This is a genomic window from Gordonia paraffinivorans NBRC 108238, from assembly GCF_000344155.1.
GTDB classification, from domain to species: Bacteria; Actinomycetota; Actinomycetes; order Mycobacteriales; family Mycobacteriaceae; genus Gordonia; species Gordonia paraffinivorans.
On record NZ_BAOQ01000013.1, the window covers coordinates 69,055 to 83,613 of the forward strand.

General features: G+C 70.0%; 13 protein-coding genes. 6 read left to right on the plus strand and 7 right to left on the minus strand.

Going from position 1 to position 14,559, the window contains the following annotated elements; translation table 11 throughout:
- Positions 1 to 129 precede the first annotated feature (129 nt).
- Both recG and fakA read right to left on the minus strand, forming a co-directional pair.
- Positions 130 to 2,379, minus strand: coding sequence for an ATP-dependent DNA helicase RecG (recG, locus tag GP2_RS07215; protein WP_006899831.1), 2,250 nt, complete (start codon positions 2,377 to 2,379; stop codon positions 130 to 132).
- Positions 2,376 to 4,025, minus strand: a complete 1,650-nt coding sequence (gene fakA / locus GP2_RS07220; protein ID WP_006899832.1) for a DAK2 domain-containing protein — start codon at positions 4,023 to 4,025, stop codon at positions 2,376 to 2,378. Before fakA ends, recG begins: the two co-directional genes overlap by 4 nt.
- 273 nt (positions 4,026 to 4,298) lie before the next feature.
- Between fakA and rpmB the strand changes: the two genes are divergently transcribed.
- Both rpmB and GP2_RS07230 read left to right on the plus strand, forming a co-directional pair.
- A complete protein-coding gene (rpmB, locus tag GP2_RS07225; RefSeq protein ID WP_006899833.1) occupies positions 4,299 to 4,490 on the plus strand; it encodes a 50S ribosomal protein L28 in 192 nt (63 codons plus the stop codon).
- Positions 4,491 to 4,609: 119 nt separating this feature from the next.
- Positions 4,610 to 5,431: an enoyl-CoA hydratase/isomerase family protein gene (locus tag GP2_RS07230; protein ID WP_006899834.1), complete on the plus strand. Its 822-nt coding sequence runs from the start codon at positions 4,610 to 4,612 to the stop codon at positions 5,429 to 5,431.
- A gap of 61 nt (positions 5,432 to 5,492) precedes the next feature.
- On the opposite strand, the gene GP2_RS07235 is transcribed toward GP2_RS07230, so the two are convergent.
- The 4 genes from GP2_RS07235 to GP2_RS07250 form a co-directional block, all read right to left on the minus strand.
- Complete coding sequence (locus GP2_RS07235) at positions 5,493 to 6,179, minus strand: uracil-DNA glycosylase (RefSeq protein ID WP_006899835.1); 687 nt, start codon at positions 6,177 to 6,179, stop codon at positions 5,493 to 5,495.
- Positions 6,180 to 6,227: 48 nt separating this feature from the next.
- The gene (locus GP2_RS07240; protein WP_006899836.1) at positions 6,228 to 6,749 is read right to left on the minus strand and encodes a gamma carbonic anhydrase family protein; all 522 of its coding nucleotides are present in this window, start codon (positions 6,747 to 6,749) and stop codon (positions 6,228 to 6,230) included.
- Between the two features lie 45 nt (positions 6,750 to 6,794).
- Positions 6,795 to 8,036 (minus strand): type I glutamate--ammonia ligase, encoded by a 1,242-nt coding sequence (locus GP2_RS07245; RefSeq protein ID WP_006899837.1) that lies wholly within the window; start codon positions 8,034 to 8,036, stop codon positions 6,795 to 6,797.
- 147 nt (positions 8,037 to 8,183) lie between these two features.
- A complete protein-coding gene (locus tag GP2_RS07250) occupies positions 8,184 to 9,221 on the minus strand; it encodes a thiamine-phosphate kinase (protein WP_006899838.1) in 1,038 nt (345 codons plus the stop codon).
- A 188-nt stretch (positions 9,222 to 9,409) separates the two neighbouring features.
- On the opposite strand from GP2_RS07250, the gene GP2_RS07255 reads away from it, so the two are divergent.
- Together GP2_RS07255 and GP2_RS07260 are read left to right on the plus strand one after the other, a co-directional pair.
- The gene (locus GP2_RS07255; protein ID WP_006899839.1) at positions 9,410 to 9,649 is read left to right on the plus strand and encodes an Lrp/AsnC ligand binding domain-containing protein; all 240 of its coding nucleotides are present in this window, start codon (positions 9,410 to 9,412) and stop codon (positions 9,647 to 9,649) included.
- A 70-nt stretch (positions 9,650 to 9,719) separates the two neighbouring features.
- Positions 9,720 to 10,352, plus strand: coding sequence for a DUF3515 domain-containing protein (locus tag GP2_RS07260; RefSeq protein WP_006899840.1), 633 nt, complete (start codon positions 9,720 to 9,722; stop codon positions 10,350 to 10,352).
- A 33-nt stretch (positions 10,353 to 10,385) separates the two neighbouring features.
- On the opposite strand, the gene GP2_RS07265 is transcribed toward GP2_RS07260, so the two are convergent.
- Complete coding sequence (locus GP2_RS07265) at positions 10,386 to 11,393, minus strand: NAD(P)H-dependent glycerol-3-phosphate dehydrogenase (protein WP_006899841.1); 1,008 nt, start codon at positions 11,391 to 11,393, stop codon at positions 10,386 to 10,388.
- 124 nt (positions 11,394 to 11,517) lie between these two features.
- On the opposite strand from GP2_RS07265, the gene cofC reads away from it, so the two are divergent.
- A complete protein-coding gene (cofC, locus tag GP2_RS07270; RefSeq protein WP_006899842.1) occupies positions 11,518 to 12,264 on the plus strand; it encodes a 2-phospho-L-lactate guanylyltransferase in 747 nt (248 codons plus the stop codon).
- A 69-nt stretch (positions 12,265 to 12,333) separates the two neighbouring features.
- Positions 12,334 to 14,520 (plus strand): RNA degradosome polyphosphate kinase, encoded by a 2,187-nt coding sequence (locus GP2_RS07275; RefSeq protein WP_006899843.1) that lies wholly within the window; start codon positions 12,334 to 12,336, stop codon positions 14,518 to 14,520.
- Positions 14,521 to 14,559: the final 39 nt, after the last annotated feature.

A 14,559-nucleotide genomic window follows, 5' to 3' on the forward strand; every position in this document is an offset into this window, starting at 1 on the left:
GACCGGCCCGCTTCGGTTCCGCAGTTCGCGGAATGGGGTCCACCGGTGGCCGAAAGGCCTCCCGCTCAACCGATTCCCGGAAACAACCGGCACGACGGAGCCGCGCCGACGGTCACGCCCCGCCGCGACCTACGACTTGTCCAGGTACTTGATCTTGTGCGGCACCAGGATCCCGTCGACCAGGTCGGCCAGCGGGGAATGATCGAGCAGCGTGAGATCCTCGCTCACCACTTCCTCGGCCAGCCCACGCGCGTCCTCGATGATCTCGACGTCCTCCAGCAGTGACAGGAACCTCAATGACGAGTTCTGCCCGGACTGCAACGACCCGAGCAGGTCGCCCTCGCGTCGCTGTTCGAGGTCGACGCGGGCGAGCTCGAAGCCGTCGTTGGACGCGGCAACCGCCCGCAGTCGCTGCATCGACTGCGAGACGTCCTTGGCGTTGGTCATCAGCAGACACAGTCCCGCATGCCGCCCACGACCGACGCGACCGCGGAGCTGATGCAGCTGGCTCACGCCGAACCGGTCTGCGTCGACGATGACCATCGTGGTCGCGTTCGGGACGTCGACACCGACCTCGATCACGGTGGTGGACACCAGCACGTCGACCTCGCCGCGCCCGAAGGCGTCCATGATGGCGTTCTTCTCGTCCGGCGCCATCCGACCGTGCAGCATCTCCACCCGCCGGTGCGCGAACGGCCCCGAGACCAGCGCCTCGTACTGCTCGATCACCGACCTGGTCTTGGGACCCTTCTCCTCCTCCGGCCCCGACTGCGGCTCCGGATCGTCGTCGCCGATGCGCGAACACACGACGTAGACCTGGCGGCCGGCGTCGATCTCCTCGTTGGCCCGCGACCACACGCGGTCCACCCAGTTCTGGCGGGACATCGGCACCACCGACGTCATGATCGGCTGGCGGCCGCGGGGCAGCTCACGCAACACCGAGGTCTCGAGGTCGCCGAAAGCCGTCATCGCGACCGTGCGCGGGATCGGGGTCGCGGTCATCACCAGGAAGTGCGGCACCCGTCCGTCGCGTCCCCTGCTGCGCAACACATCCCGTTGCTCGACGCCGAACCGGTGCTGCTCGTCGACGACGACGAGGCCGAGGTCGAAGAACTCGACCTTCTCCTCGAGCAATGCGTGCGTGCCGACGACGATCCCGGCGTTGCCGGTCACCACGTCGAGGAGTGTCTCGCGCCGCCCCTTGGTCTTCATCGACCCGGTGAGCAGGGCGATGCGCGTGGCGCCCTCGGCCGCGGTCAGCTCTCCCCCTTCGGCGAGATCGCCGAGCATCTTCTTCATCGTCCGGTGATGCTGGGCGGCAAGGACCTCCGTGGGCGCGAGGATCGCGCATTGATGGCCGTTGTCGACGACCCGCAGCATCGCGAGCAGCGACACGAGGGTCTTGCCGGAGCCGACCTCGCCCTGCAGGAGTCGCGACATCGGTTGTGCGCGGGCGAGATCCTCACCGAGTTCCTCGCCCACGGTGAGCTGTCCCTCGGTGAGCTGGAACGGCAGTCGCTCGCGCAGCTTGTCCTCGAGGCCGCCCGGAACGTGCGGGCACGGCGGCGCGGCGTCGGCGCGGCCGGCGATCCGCCGCTGCGCGAGGACCGTCTGGATCGCCAGCGCCTCATCGAATTTCAGCCGGTACGAGGCGACCTTGACGTCGTCCTCGGTCTCCGGGAGGTGGATCTTGCGGATCGCCTCGTCGGTGCTGATGAGTCCGCGCTCCACACGCTGCTGTTCGGTGAGCGCGTCCGGGATGGGCGGACAGTGGTCGAGAACCCGGCGCACCGCGCCGAGGATCTCCCAGGTCTGCACCTGCTTGGTGGCCGGGTACAGCGGCAGGATGTCGCGGTCGAACATGGCGGCCAGCGGATGCCCGCCGTGTTCGCGGCCGATCTCCTCCTCGACCGCATAGATCTCGGTGAGCATCTTGGAGCCGACGACGTGTTCGACCTCGGGCTCGCCGTCGGGAAGGATCATCCATTCCGGATGCGACAGTTGGATCTGATCGCGGAAGTACTTGACCGTCCCGGCCATCATCACCCGCGCACCCGGGCGCAACTGGTTCTTGATGAAGCGGGGGTTGAAGAAGCTCGCCTCGTAGACCTCGTGGTCGTCGGTGACCGTCACCTTGAGGAACTGCCCGCGCCTGCTGCGCATCTGGATCAGATCCGACCTGGTGATGCGCCCGACGATCGTCAGCCACTCCCCCGGTTCCGGCCGGGTGTGGTCCGACGCGCGTCCGCGACGGACATATCTGCGCGGGGTGTAGCGCAACAGCTCCCCGACGGTCGACACACCGAGCGTCTCGAGCTTCTCGGCAGGCTTGGGGCCGAGGACCTCCGACAGCGCATCCGACAGTGCCGCCTCGATCACTCCACACCCACCTGCAGGAGATCGGTGCGTTGTCCGGTGCGGTAGACGGCGAGCTCGATGCCGGGATGACTCCGCCGCATCTGCTCGCCGACGGCCTCGAGTGCGGCCGCGTCGACGTCGATCCCGGCGAGGATCGTCACCAGCTCGCCGCCGGTCGCGAGCATGAGGTCGATGAGCGCCGTGCTCGCCGAGGTCTGATCCGGCGCGACGACGAGCACGTCGTCGCCGATGAGGCCGAGCACGTCGCCGACCTCGCACATCCCGGCCAACGTCATCATCTTGGTGGTCGCCCGCTGCAGCGACCCCCACCGCGCCCCGGCGGCCGCCTCGGCCATCGCGTAGGCGTCGACATCGGGCACCTCGCTGGGGTCGTGCACCGCGAGCGCGGCCAGGCACTGGGTCATCGACGCGGTCGGCAGCATCAGCACCGACCGCTGCGACGACCGCACCTCGGTGGTGACCGTGACCAGATCCTGGGAACTCAACGCGCCGTTCGCCATCACCACGACGTGTGCGCTGTCGGTATCGCGGATCGCGGTGCCGAGTTGCTGTGCGGTGAGCCCGTTGTCGCCGCGCAGCACGGTGGCGCCGGCCTCGGCGAAGAGCTCGGCCGCGCCGTCGCCGTAGGCCACGGCGACGACCGCGCGCTTGTGCCGGGGCGGCGGCTCGTTCGAATCCGACTGGGCGCGAATGGCGTCGAGGGCGAAGCAGCTGATCCGGATGTCGGACAGCCGGCCCAGCCCGGCCCCGGCCTCCACCGCGGCACCGGGCTCGCAGGTGTGCACGTGCACGGAGAAGCGCTCGCCCTCACCGCTGGAACTGTCGCCGACGATGACGACGGCGTCGCCGAGATCGTCGAGTCTCTCCCGCAGTTCGGCGATCTGCTCGGCGGCCGCCCCGTCGAGCAGGTACATCACCTCGAAGTCCTGGTCGCTGCTGTCTGCGCACGGGTCGTCGATGCCGTGCCCGAGGGTCTCGCTGTCGGTGAGGATGCCCCGGTACCGACGACGCCGGTTCGCGACCCCGGTGACCACCTGCACCATCGCGTCGACGATGGCCAGGAACCCCCGACCGCCGGCGTCGACGACGCCCGCCGACGCCAGTACCGACAACTGTTCCGGGGTGTGCTCCAGCGCGTCGGCGCAGTCGTCGGCGATGGCGCGGACGAGGTCGGCGGGCGAATCCTCCTCGTGCGCGGCCGCCGACTCCGCGGCAACCCGGACCAGCGTGAGGACCGTCCCCTCGCGGGGCTCGCTGACCGCGCGGGTCGCGGCGAGCGACCCCAGCCGCAACCCCAGGCTCGCGAGCTCGCCGAAGCTCGCCGACTCGGCGTTGCCGAGGATCTCGGCGCCATCGGCCAGCCCGACGAGGATCTGCGACAGGATGATGCCGGAGTTGCCGCGGGCCTGCGACACCGCGCCGTCGGCCATGGCGCGAGCGACGTCCAACAGGCCCGCGTCCTCGGGGAGGGCGGCCGCCGCCTCGGCCGCCGCCCGCATGGTGAACAGCATGTTGCTGCCGGTGTCGGAGTCCGGGATCGGGAACACGTTGAGATCGTTGATCTCACCCCGCAACGCCTCGAGCTGCTCGACGCAGACATGGGCCCAGTCGCGCAGCAGCTGGGGATTGATGGTGCGGGCGATCACTCGGTGACTCTTTCTCGCTCTGCCATACTCGGCGACGGGGCGGGCTCGGAGGAGATTGTGTCTCAGGTTACTCGGCCCCGCCGACGCCCCGTCGGACCGACGACGACCGGGCGTGGGTCGCCGGCCGGGCGGTCCGGGCCGGATTTGGCCACACACACCCGGGCTGGTTATCCTTGCAGGGTTGCCTTTCGGTCAACGCGCACACCATCGGGTGGTGCCGTTACCCGAGAGGCTGACCACGAGACCATATTCATCTATCAAGGGAGTTCGACGATGGCTGCCGTCTGCGATATCTGCGGCAAGGGCCCGGGCTTCGGCAAGTCGGTGTCTCACTCGCACCGCCGCACCAACCGCCGCTGGAACCCGAACATCCAGTCCGTTCGCGTCGAGGTCGCCCCGGGCAACCGCAAGCGCAAGAACGTCTGCACCTCCTGCCTGAAGGCCGGCAAGCACGCAGCTGTCTGATCTCCCCTCACCCCTCGTGGGTGATGTGAGGTTCGAAGGCTTCTGAAGACCCGACGCCGGGTGAGCGTGAGCTCCCCCAGCGTCGGGTCTTTGGTGTGAGCGGGTTAATGTTTCGTCCCATGACCTCCACACCATCCCCCGCAACCGCACAGTCCGATTCGCCCGAATTCGTCACCGAGTCCAACGGCGTCCTGACCCTCGCCGTCTCGGCTGCAGGCGCCGGCAACTCGCTCGACGACGACGCCATCGCGGCGGGCACGCAGGCCCTGCGCGAGGTGGCCCGCGGGCAGCGCGACGTGGGCGCGGTTCTCCTGGTGGGCCTGGGCAAGAACTTCTGCGCAGGCGGAAACGTGCGCGCGTTCGCCGCGGCCGACGACCGCCCCACCTACCTCCGGCTCATCGCCGACAACTTCCACGACTTCGTCGCGGCCCTGTACGAGGCGGAGGTTCCCGTCGTCGTCGCCGCGAAGGGATGGGCGGCCGGCGCCGGCATGTCGCTGGTCCTGCACGCCGACGTCGCCATCGGCGGCAGCGGCACCAAGCTGCGCCCGGCCTATCGCGGGATCGGCCTCACCCCCGACGGCGGCCTCACGTGGACCCTTCCCCGGGCCGTCGGCGCGGCCCGCGCCCGCCAGATCATCCTGACCGACCGGGTCGTCTCCGCCAACGAGGCGCTGAACTGGGGCATCCTTTCCGAGATCGTCGCCGACGACGAGATCGAATCGGTCGCCCGCGCCAACGCCGAGGCGATCGCCGCCGGCCCCCGCTCGGCCGACTCCGGCGCCAAGCGCCTGCTGTCGCTGGCGTCGGAGACCTCGCTGGTCGAGCACCTCGCCCTCGAGGGACGGTCCATCTCCGAGCGGTCGGGGCGTCCCGAGGGCATCGAGGGTGTCGACGCGTTCGTCGGCAAGCGGGCGCCGGAGTTCGGCAGGACTCGCTGAACTCGTCGACCACACACGACCGCCCGCTTCCGTCGGAAGCGGGCGGTCGTGTGTTCGGCATCTAGGGCAGCCGCCAGTCCACCGGATCGGCGCCGAGATCGAGCAGTTCCTCGTTGGCGCGGCTGAAGGGCCGGGACCCGAAGAACCCGCGGGAGGCCGACAACGGCGACGGATGCGGGGAGACGATCGTCGGGACGTCGGGCAGCCACTTCTCCAGCCCGGCGGCGTCGCGCCCCCACAGGATCGCGACGAGAGGTTCGTCACGTGCGGCGAGCGCCTTGATCGCGCACTCGGTCACCTCTTCCCAGCCCTTCCCGCGGTGGGAACCGGGCTCACCGGGCGCCACGGTCAGGACCCTGTTCAACAGCAGCACGCCGTTGTCGGCCCACGGGGTGAGGTCGCCGGTGCTCGGCATCGGATACCCGAGATCCGAGCAGTACTCGGTGAAGATGTTGGCCAGCGACCGGGGGATGGGACGCACCTCGGGTGCAACCGAGAAGCTCAGTCCGACAGCATGTCCCGGCGTCGGGTACGGATCCTGGCCGACGATCAGCACCCGCACGTCGTCGATCGGCCTGGTGAAGGCACGCAGGATGTGCGGCCCGGCCGGCAGATAACGGCGCCCGGCCGCGAGTTCGGCCCGCAGGAACTGGCCCATCTCGGTGATGATCGGCTCGACGGGCGCGAGGGCCTCGGCCCAGCCGGGGTCGATGATCTCGGAGAGCGGTCTGGGCTGCGCGGTCGTCACTGGAGTCGGCTCCCCTTCAGTCGGTCCGTCGGTCAATCGTTCGGGCGCTCAGTCGATCCGACGCAATGCGTCGCGATAGTGCCGGGCGTTCTGGAAGTACATGTCGCAGTTGAGTTCGGTGTGCCCTTCCGGGACCTCGTAGTTCTCGCGGATCTTCGCCGGGACGCCGAGGGCCATGCGGCGGGGCGGGAGATCGAACTTGAACGGCACGACCGCCCCGGCGCCGACGATCGCGCCCGAGCCGATCGTCGAGCCGTTGAGCACCACCGACCCGGAGGCGATGAGGCAGTCGTCGCCGATGGTCGCCCCCTCGATGTGGGCGTTGTGGCCGACGACGCAGCGGGCGCCGATGACCGTGGGCTCGAAGACGGTGCAGTGGATGACGGTGCCGTCCTGGATGTTGGACCGCTCGCCGATGGTGATGGTGCCGTAGTCGCCGCGGAGCACCGCGCCGGGCCAGACCGAGACCCCGTCGCCGAGGGTGACGTTGCCGATCACCACCGCATCGGGATGGACATAGGTGTCGGCCCCCAGGGTGGGCACACGGTCGTCGAGTGCGTAGATCGCCATACGCAGACTCTAACCAGACCGGCACCGCTCATCCGGCGTGGGCCGTCACACGGTCCAGGCCAACCGGAAGCGTTCGGCGATGAACTCCGGGGTGTGGTCCGGGAAGCGGGTGACCTCGTATCGCCGGACCGCGACCACGGCGTCGACGATCTCATCGCCCAGGATCTCGCGCAACGCCTCCGACGAATCGAGTCGATCGACGATCGTCCGCTGATCGGAGGCGAGCCGGGCGCCGCGCCGCTCGGGCGGACACTCGACCGGATCGACGGCGACCTCCGGCGGCAGTTCGGCACGCCGGGCGATGCCACGGGCGGCCGCACCCAGCACGGCGGCCGTCGCGAGGTAGACGTTGGCCGACGGGTCGACGGCCTTCACCTCGATGTTCGCATCGCGGCCCGCTCCCCCGGCGGTCTCCGCCCGGACCAGGCGGACCGCGGCCTCCCGGTTCTCGACACCCCAGCACGCGTATGCGCCTGCCCACTGTCCCCGGCGCGTGCGCAGGCACGAGACCACCGAGCCGCACAGCACTCCCTGGAGTTCCGGCAGGGCCTCGAGGATGCCCGCCACCGCGTGCTCCCCGTCGGCGGTCATGCCGGCGGCGCCCGAACCGTCCGAGAACAGCGGGGCACCGCCCCTCCTCAGCGAGATGTGCTGGTGCGCACCGCACCCCGCTTCGTCGGCGAACGGCTTCGGTGAAAGGGCCGCACGCACACCGTGTCTGCGCGCCACCCGGCCGATGACGATCCGGGCGAGCACCAGCCGGTCGGCTGCGGTCACCGGATCGGCGGGCGCCAGCGACACCTCGAACTGCAGGCGCGCGTGCTCGGGATGGACCTGCTCCACCTCGACACCGGCCGTGCCGAGGTCGACGATCAAGTCCCGGACGAAATCCTCCTGCCCCAGGAGGCCGGCGGCGCCGTAGGGCGTCCAATCGTGTGCCGGGAGTGCAGCTCCGTCGGGCGCGACGAGCACGAACTCGATCTCGTGTCCCACCGACGCCTCCAGGTCGTCGGCGGCGAGTTCGGCCACGACGCGTCGCAGCGTGCCGCGCGGGCACAACGACGACGGTTCGCCGGTCAGCTCGTGGAACTCGGCGGGCGTCCAGGACAGGTCGTGGTCCAGGCGGGCGCGGGCATCGGGGACGATGCGCAGACGCTGGTCCCCGACCACGCCCGTCGAGGAGGTGCTGAACGCGACACCGGTCGCGTCGATCGCGAATGCGTGCCACGAGGGCCCGGCGCCGAGACCGGCGGAGGCGAAGGCCTCGGCCCGTCCGCCGGGCACCATCTTGGCGAGGATCAGTCCGGCCGGGTTGACGACCGTTGCGAGCAGTGTCGGGGCGATCTCCGCGTCGCCGCCGACATCCCTGGGCGATATGGCCAGAGTGTGGCCGAGGGGGCCTCCTCAGGAAGCGAAATCGCAGGAGTTGTCCCGCTATCGGCGCGGTTGGGAGAAGGACTGCCAGCCGTGCAGGTCGGGACCGTCGGGACCGCCGACGCGTCGTCCGTCCACCCACACCTCGGGCACCGGTCCTCCGGCCTCGCGGACCGAGCCGATGACGGTCCAGCCCGCGGGTACCGACGCGGGCTCGAAAGCCGCGAGCAGATGGTGGTCCTCGCCACCGGTGAGCACCCATTCGCCGACGTCCGCGCCGAGTTCGTCCGCCACGGCGTCGAGGTCGCCGCGCCTCGGGATCGCGTCGACGCGCACCTCCATCGCCAGGCCCGCCGCCCGCGACATCGTGATCAGTTCTTCGACGAGTCCGTCGGAGATGTCGGTCATCGCGTGCGCGCCGGCCGCCGCGGCGATGGGCCCCTGGGTCAGGTCAGGAGACGGAACACGGTGCAGGGCAACGACGTCCGGCCAGGACTCCGGGCCGCTTTCGGCATCGGACAGCACGGCCAGGCCCGCGGCGCTCGCTCCCAGCGGACCGCTCACCGCGAGGACGTCGCCGCTGCGGGCACCGCCGAGCGACACCGGACGCCTCCCCTCGAGGGCACCGACCGCGGTCACGCTGACGACCACCTCGGCGGCGGCGACGAGATCGCCGCCGAGGACCCGCGCGCCGAGCCCGTGCGCGGCGTCGACGACTCCGTCGTTGAGGTCGAGGACGACGCCGACGGGGGTCTCGGGCGGGCACGCGATGGATATCACGAGTCCGGTGGTGCGCCCGCCCATCGCCGCGACGTCGGCAGCGCTCTGGATCACCGCCCGCGCCCCGACCTGCCGGGGAGTGGACCAGTCGAAACGGAAATGCCGGCCCTCCACGACGGTGTCGGTGCTGATCACCGTCGACCCGCCGATGTCGAGGACGGCCGCGTCGTCACCCGACCCGATCACGATGTCGTCGGCCGGGCCGGCGGCCGTTGCCGCGGCGGTGAGGGCGGAGATCACCGCCCGCTCGCCGATGCGTCCCACCGGTGCGCAGCGGTCGATGCCGCCCGGGCCGCCCCCGGCGTCGTCGGAGGTCACTGGTCGAGTCCCACTCTGGTCGAGTCCCCTTTGAGTCGCGCGCGAACCGGGTTGTCGGTGACAATGTGAGCCACAGTGTATTGGGCACCGGGGTGTCGGGAATCGGGCGAACGGGGTTCGCCGCCGAGCACCCTCTGCCGGCTCCGCGGGCCGGGGTCGACAAGGGCGCACAGACGGAGAGGAAATCCGTGGTTCAGGCATACATACTGATCCAGACCGAGGTCGGGAGGGCCGCGCTCGCTGCGGCGACGATCGCGGAGATCTCAGGGGTCGCCTCGTCCGAAGAGGTCAGCGGACCGTACGACGTGATCGTCCGGGTCGACGCCGCCGACGCCACCGACCTCACCCAGAACGTCGTTCCCCAGATCCAGAAGGTGGCCGGGATCACCCGGACCCTGACCTGCTCCGTGGTGACGTCCGCCACGTAGGCGAGGCCTCACCGTCACCGAGAGCCGTCCCGGCGCCCGGGGTTCTCGGCGGTTCTCCTACTGTGGTGACGTGACGTCAGCAGGTTCGGATGACACCCCGCAGGAGCCCGGCAGCGACAAGACCGGCAGCGACGGGTCCGGGAGCGGCTCGGCCGACACCGCGTCCGGGGACGGGCGTCACGGATCCGAGCCCCGGCTGAGTCCCGCGCTCATCGCGACGCTCGTCGCCATCCCGGTCATGGTCATCGCCGGATTCATCGCGTACGCCGCGCTGCGCTCGGACCCGACCAACCCCGTCGAGTCGTACACGGCGGAGGAGACCGCGTCGAAGGAGTGCGCCGCGCTGCTGGAGAAGGCGCCGGAGACCTTCGAGGGCTACGGAGCAAAGGAGATCTCCGAGAACCGCGCGTCGTGGCCCGCGCAGGGATCGGGCGACGACATCCTTTTGAGATGCGGCGTGGCCCGCCCGGCCGAACTCGCACCCGACAGCCGGCTCCAGCTGGTCCAGGCTTCCGGGCATCGGGGCGTGCAGTGGTTCATCACCGACACCGTGGAGGGCTCCGGTCAGGCCTACGTCGCCGTCGACCATCGCCCCTATGTGGCGCTGTGGGTTCCGTCGACCGCCGGCAACGCCCCGATCACCGACATCTCCGGCGTCATCGACGAGACGCTGGCCCGTGGCCCGCTCGATCTCGGCCGCTGACGCCGGCCCTCCGGGACCGCTCGAGGCGGGCGGTCAGCCCCGGTAGATCTCCGGTTTGGTGCTGCGGCCGAGCAGTGAGCTGATGGCCTCCTCCACCGACTGGCCGTCGTGGCACACGCGGTGGACCGCATCCGTCAACGGCATCGGCACCTGATGCTTCTCGGCGAGAGCACGCACCGAGGTGCACGACTTCACGCCCTCGGCGACCTGGCCGTTGGTGGCCGCCTGCGCTTCGGCCATGCTCGCGCCCTCTCCGAGGCGGGCGCCGAAGGTCCGGTTGCGCGACAACGGCGACGAGCACGTCGCCACCAGGTCGCCCACCCCGGCCAGTCCGGCGAAGGTCTCCACGTGGGCGCCGAGGGCCAGGCCGAGCCGGATGGTCTCGGCGAGCCCGCGGGTGATGATGGTGGCCAGGGTGTTCTGGCCGAAGCCCACACCGCTCGCGATCCCGCACGCCAGCGCGATCACGTTCTTGGCCGAGCCGCCGATCTCGCAGCCCACGACATCGGTGTTGGTGTACGGCCGGAAGTACCCGGTGTTGAAGGCACCCTGGAGCGTCACCGCACGCGACTCGTCGACGCACGCGATGACCGTGGCCGCGGGCTGGCCCTCGGCGACCTCGCGCGCCAGGTTGGGACCGGTGAGCACGGCAATCCGCTCCTGCGGCACGCCGGTCACCTCTCCGATGACCTCGCTCATGCGTAGCAGCGTGCCGGTCTCGATGCCCTTGGCCAGCGACACCAGCGACGTGTCGGAGCCGATGTGGGGCGTCCACTGGGCGAGGTTGCCGCGCAACGACTGCGAGGGCACCCCGCACACCACGATGTCGGCGCCGGTCAGCGCCTCCTCCGGCGAACTCGTCGCGGTCAGCGCCTCGGGCAGCCCGATGTCGGGGAGGTAGTCGGGGTTGACGTGCCGCGAGTTGATGGCCTCGGCCAGTTCGGGCCGCCGGGCCCAGATGACCGTCTCGGTGCCCGCGTCGACGAGGACCTTCGCCACCGCCGTTCCCCAGGAACCGGCTCCCATGACCGCAGCGCGCACCAGTACTCCTCCTGCCCGGGTCCGTCTGTCCGGACCGATCGATCACCTGCCACCCTAATGCTCCGCCGCCGACGACCGACCCGGAATGCCCCCTCCTGTTCCCCGGTGGACCATGATGGTCTGCATGGAGCGCAGCGCCGTCGACACGAGCGTCGACCCCGCCGCCGCCGGCGGTGTCCCCGCCGACGGCGCGACGGTCGCTGCGGTGCTCGCGGTGAAGAGTCTGCGACAGGCCAAGTCGCGGCTCGCCGCGACGCTGTGGGATTCGCGCGCAACCGATCGGCCGGGGGTGCGCGGCTCGCTCGTCCTGGCGATGTTCCTCGACACCGTCGAGGCCCTCCGGGGCGCCGGTGTCACCCGGATCGTCGTGGTGAGCCCCGACGCGGAGGTGCTCGCCGCGGCCCGCAGGTCCGGGACCCGCGGTCTCCCGGAATCGGCGTCGCCGCGCGCCGGTTCGGAATCGGGACTCAACACCGCCTTCGGTCACGGCGCACGGTGGGTACGCCGGACGTGGCCGGACTCGGGGCGGCTGCTGTTCGTGCAGGCCGACCTCCCGGCGGCGACGAGCACCTCGTTCCGAGAGGTGCTGGCCGAGACCCCTTCCGACGCGCCGAGCTTCGTGACCGATCGCGACGGCACCGGCACGGTGCTGCTGCACGGGGCGGTGGCCCCGGGCGATCCGGTAGAGGCCGCACCGAGATTCGGGCCCGGTTCGGCGTCGGCGCACCGCGAGGTCGGGGCCGTCGAACTCGATCCGGCGCACCGGCGGTGGCTGGATCTGCGCACCGACGTCGACACCGCAACCGATCTCGCCACGGCGCGGCAGCTGGGACTGGGTCCGCACACCACCCGGGCCCTGCGCGACATCTGAACACCGCCGACCCCGACGCTGTGTGGCACGAGACACCACAGCGCTGTTCAGATGGGTCATCATTGAACGGTGAGCCCTGCTGATGACACCTCCACGACCACAGCCTCGGTGACGACGACGCCCATCCCGAACGCGCCGCCCGCCGCGACACTCATCCCGGACGAGTCCGCCGACCTGCCCGAGGACCGGTATCTCAATCGGGAACTGAGTTGGCTCGACTTCAATTCGCGCGTGCTCGCACTCGCCGAGGACACCTCGCTGCCGCTCCTCGAGCGCGCGAAGTTCCTGGCGATCTTCGCCTCCAACCTCGACGAGTTCTTCATGGTGCGCGTCGCCGGACTCAAACGGCGCGACGAGACCGGGCTGTCCGTGCGATCCGCCGACGGCCTGTCCCCGCGCGAGCAGTTGATGCGCATCGCCGGGCGCACCCAGACCATCGCCGACCGTCACGCCCGTGTCTTCCTCGACTCGGTACGACCGGCTCTGGCCGACAACGACATCCACGTCGTCTCGTGGGCGGAGCTCACCGACGATCAACGCGCTCGCATGGTCGACTACTTCCAGGACGAGGTGTTCCCGGTCCTGACCCCACTCGCTGTGGACCCGGCTCACCCCTTCCCCTACATCAGCGGCCTGTCACTGAATCTCGCGGTCACCGTCCGCGACGTGAACGAGAGCGGCGAGCACTTCGCGCGGGTCAAGGTCCCGGACAACGTGAATCGCTTCATCCGGGTGGACAAGCTGGCACCCTCGGGCGATGCGAATCCCAAGCGCGCGGTGTTCCTGCCGATGGAGTACCTCATCGCGGCCAACCTGGGAACGCTGTTCCCCGGTATGGAAATCGTCGAGCACCACGTGTTCCGGGTGACCCGTAACGCGGATTTCGAGGTCGAGGAGGACCGGGACGAGGACCTGTTGCAGGCGCTCGAACGCGAACTCGCGCGCCGCCGCTTCGGTTCCCCGGTGCGCCTCGAGGTCGCCGACGACATGAGCGAGCACATGCTCGAGCTGCTGCTGCGCGAGCTCGACGTGAATCCCGCCGATGTCATCCAGGTCCCCGGCCTGCTCGACCTGTCCTCGCTTTTCGAGCTCTACGATCTCGACCGTCCGCTCCTGAAGGACCGCCCGTTCGTCCCGGCGACCCATCCTGCGTTCGGCGAGCGCGAGACCCCCAAGAGCGTGTTCTCCACGCTGCGCGAGGGCGACGTCCTCGTCCACCACCCCTACGACTCGTTCTCCACGAGCGTGCAGCGGTTCATCGAGCAGGCCGCCGCCGACCCGCAGGTGCTGGCCATCAAGCAGACGCTGTACCGCACCTCGGGCGACTCCCCGATCGTCAACGCCCTCATCGACGCCGCGGAGGCAGGCAAGCAGGTCGTGGCGCTCGTGGAGATCAAGGCGCGGTTCGACGAGCAGGCGAACATCAAGTGGGCCCGCAAACTGGAACAGGCCGGCGTCCACGTCGTCTACGGCCTCGTCGGACTCAAGACCCACTGCAAGACCGCCCTGGTGGTGCGGCGCGAGGGTTCGACGATCAAGCGGTACTGCCACATCGGCACCGGCAACTACAACCCGAAGACGGCGCGACTCTACGAGGACGTGGGCCTGCTGACCGCCGCGCCGGACATCGGCGCCGATCTCACCGACCTGTTCAACACCCTCACCGGCTACTCCCGCAAGAAGGAGTACCGCAACATCCTCGTTGCCCCGCAGGGCATCCGGACGGGCATCATCAAGCGCATCCACCGCGAGATCGAGTTGTTCCGTGCGGGAGACAAGCGCGCACGCGTGCAGCTCAAGGCGAATGCGCTCGTCGACGAGCAGGTGATCGACGCGCTCTACCGCGCCTCGCAGAGCGGGGTGCCGGTGGACATCGTCGTCCGCGGCATCTGCGCGTTGCGCCCCGGGATGGAGGGTGTGAGCGACAACATCCACGTGCGGTCGATCCTGGGCCAGTTCCTCGAGCATTCCCGCATCCTGCATTTCGGCGCCCAGAACGAATACTGGATCGGCAGCGCGGACATGATGCACCGCAACCTCGACCGGCGCGTCGAGGTGATGGTGCACGTCCGCGACTCCCGCCTCGCAGGCGAACTCGGCGACATCTTCGATTCGGCACTCGATCCCCGGACGCGTTGCTGGGTGCTGCATTCCGACGGCAGCTGGGTCGCCTCGCCCGCGGCGGGCGAGGAGGTGCGCGACCACCAGCGCCAGATGATGCGGCGCAATCGTCGTCGGTCGGAGATCCATTCGTGACCGGCGTCCGGTTGTCGTCCGGTCCGGCCACCCGACCCG

Excerpts from the sequence above, each read along its gene's own strand:
- GP2_RS07230 (WP_006899834.1), top strand. The coding sequence starts at position 4,610 with ATGACCTCCACACCATCCCCCGCAACCGCACAGTCCGATTCGCCCGAA.
- GP2_RS07245 (WP_006899837.1), bottom strand. The coding sequence starts at position 8,036 with ATGGTGCCCGGCGGACGGGCCGAGGCCTTCGCCTCCGCCGGTCTCGGC.
- cofC (WP_006899842.1), top strand. The coding sequence starts at position 11,518 with ATGGAGCGCAGCGCCGTCGACACGAGCGTCGACCCCGCCGCCGCCGGC.
- GP2_RS07240 (WP_006899836.1), bottom strand. The coding sequence starts at position 6,749 with ATGGCGATCTACGCACTCGACGACCGTGTGCCCACCCTGGGGGCCGAC.
- rpmB (WP_006899833.1), top strand. The coding sequence starts at position 4,299 with ATGGCTGCCGTCTGCGATATCTGCGGCAAGGGCCCGGGCTTCGGCAAG.